Annotated in this window: 3 protein-coding genes; all 3 read right to left on the bottom strand. The window is 36.3% G+C overall.

What is annotated here, in order from left to right:
- Positions 1 to 68 precede the first annotated feature (68 nt).
- On the bottom strand, positions 69 to 1,253 hold the full coding sequence (locus tag Q1K78_RS17285; RefSeq protein WP_300181689.1) for a hypothetical protein: 1,185 nt from the start codon (positions 1,251 to 1,253) through the stop codon (positions 69 to 71).
- Positions 1,254 to 1,389: 136 nt separating this feature from the next.
- Complete coding sequence (locus Q1K78_RS17280; RefSeq protein ID WP_300181687.1) at positions 1,390 to 1,824, bottom strand: GNAT family N-acetyltransferase; 435 nt, start codon at positions 1,822 to 1,824, stop codon at positions 1,390 to 1,392.
- A 136-nt stretch (positions 1,825 to 1,960) separates the two neighbouring features.
- The gene (locus Q1K78_RS17275) at positions 1,961 to 2,533 is read right to left on the bottom strand and encodes an HNH endonuclease (RefSeq protein WP_300181685.1); all 573 of its coding nucleotides are present in this window, start codon (positions 2,531 to 2,533) and stop codon (positions 1,961 to 1,963) included.
- Between the last annotated feature and the right edge of the window lie 232 nt (positions 2,534 to 2,765).

Below are 2,765 nucleotides of genomic sequence, written 5' to 3'. Positions count from 1 at the left end.
CGAGAAACACTCGGCAAACTGAGATTGCCGAATGTAGCAAATCGTGTTGATGCATTTGTTAGGCGATCTTACCAATCCATATTAGCTGCTCGATCGAATTGATAATTTAACTGTTCTACAAAATTTTCCATATCACGTCGACTGGACATTGCTCTGCTATATGAACCATCTTTTGACATTGTAAGTATTACGGGAAGATAACTGTCCATGACATAGTACATCGCAGGTTCTATATCTGACTCCCAAAGATATTCAATGAACTCCCTTAAAAGCCTAATAACCTCATCCTCATTGAATGATAATTCACCAACTAACGAAAATTTATTTTTCCCTTTTTGGTGTGGCATAATTACTGAAACGGCTCCAACAGAGGAATGAAACTCGAAGGTCTCACCATTTTTTCCAAATGCCCCATGCGCAATAAAGTTTCTCAACTGTCTACGAACAAGAACCAACTCATCAAAATACTTTTTAGCTTTTTTATCTCCAATATCCAATGCTGACGTAAATTTTTCTTGCCATTCTGACATAGCTAAATTAGCTACACGCTCACCATCAGATACACCTCTAGCCACAATTGCAATATGAACAAAAAGATTTTCCGTCCAACTGAAAAATGCTTCAATAGCAGAGATTGCTAACCAATTAGAGTTTTGTTTTGATTGGCTATAAGGTTGACTATACATAGCAGCTAAACTGTACGCAATTCCTGTTGTTTTTTTATGAATTTCACCTTTATGTGAAATAGCTTCTTGTTGTTCTTTTTCGTAAAGACTCAACAGGTATTGATATCTACCAAATAACTCAGAGCAATTATTTTTCACATTAAGATTTGAACTTAATACCGCTTCCGAAGCCAACCACTCATAGTAAGGCTTTGCTACATTAACCGCTTTCTGTATTGATTTAGTAATTTCTTTAGCATCACTTTCGTCTCGCTTAGGGTCATAAGCAAAAACACCAAGCCCGAACTTTCTGTGCTCAATAACAAAAGCTTTATCGTTATAATTAATAGGAATTGACCAAGAAACTTTTTCAAACTGACCTAGGTCTCTAAAACCTAATAAATCATGCAATAAAAAATATACCAGATAATAAGGCGGTAACTGTCTTCCTGCATCAGTGCGTGCAGCTTTAAATAAAAAATCCTTTGGAGCAATAGTATTATTTCCTGCTGGTTTTACATTTCCTAGAGCTCGTAATGCACGATCAATTATTACTTTTTTGTCTTCAGGCATTGTTACCTTAGCCATTTATGTACTCCTTTCGCCTAACGCCTGCATAACACGTTTACTACTATGCAGATTAAACTGAATTTTACCGCCATAAACACAAAAACCAAAGACAAACCTACAATGCCGAATGTAGTAAATCGTGTTGATGCATTTGTTATGTGTTTGAACTTAAAGTAAATTCCATTTCTATTAGCCCATTCACTTCCACGGTTTGCGTAAACCCTTTTTCTTTATATAACTTGATTGCTGGATTTTCACTGAACACACGAAGAAGTAACTTTTTTGATTGATGCTGTCTAGCGTGATTTATAATCATATCGAGACTTTTCGCACCGATACCCTTACCGTGAAATTCTGGGCTTAACTGTAAGTCTCGCAGAAAAGTGGTTGATTCGTTATAGCTAAAACGGACAATACCAACTCGATGATTATCCACGAATATTTCAAAGTTATCCAAGAGAGCCCAATTGTTGATAAATAGATTGCTATCCCAAACGATATTCCGAGTTAAATAATAACTAGCCATATTGGCTTGAGTTAGTGACTCAGCATATTTTAGCTCAGAAGCTCTTTTAAACTGGATATCCATACTTACCCCTTGGGAACACATAACGCCTGCATAACACGTTTGCTACCATGCAGATTAAGCCTAAATTTACCACTTAATACGGTAAACCAAAAGAAACCTAGAATGCCGAATGTAGCAAATCGTGTTGATGCATTTGTTATAACGCTTTGTATGCAAGAGCTACCTTTTTATTAATCTCAGATGCTAAAACTTGAGATTCTTTCATTAAATCTTGTACTTTTTGCCAATTAGCCCAATGAGCAGCCCAAACATCTTCACCAACCACACCTTCAAAATTCATTTTTGTTGGTGTTTTCCATAACTCGTATTTATCTAATGCTAATACCCTTGCATCTAAGTCTTCAATTAAGCGACTTTTAGGTGACTTCGGCGCATCACTTAACATCCATTCCCGCCAATTTTTATTACCTTTAGATTGGTTGCATTTACCACAAGATGGGACAAGATTATGAATTTCTGAAATATACCCAGTCGGTTTTTGAGCCATAACTAAAGGTCTTAAATGATCCCATTCAGTGTACGCATCACCACAATATGAGCAAGAAATTGTCTCATCATCCATATTCAAAATTAATAACGCTTCTTTTATTTCTGACTCCGTTGGTTTTACAACAGGAATTATTCCATTAATAAATGAATTGGTAATACTGGATGAGCGGCCTGAAATATTTACAGGCTTAGGCATTCTAAATAATTTTTTGTACGGCATCCCTTTCTCCATTTTGCGTTATAACGCCTGCATAACACGTTTACTACTATGCGATTATACTTAATATTGACGCCTTAAAACGAGAAACACCCGGCAAACTGAGATTGCCGAGTGTAGTAAATCGTGTTGATGCATTTGTTATAAGTACATCACACCGCAAAACCAAAGTGACTACCGTCTGACATTTCAACATCAAGACGTAACTTGCCACCCGTTGCTTCAATATATTTTT

Source organism: uncultured Aliivibrio sp., from assembly GCF_946479765.1.
In the GTDB taxonomy this organism is placed as follows: domain Bacteria; phylum Pseudomonadota; class Gammaproteobacteria; order Enterobacterales; family Vibrionaceae; genus Aliivibrio.
The sequence above is the reverse complement of the archived record's forward strand: the minus strand, read 5'-3'. Positions and strand labels throughout refer to the sequence as shown.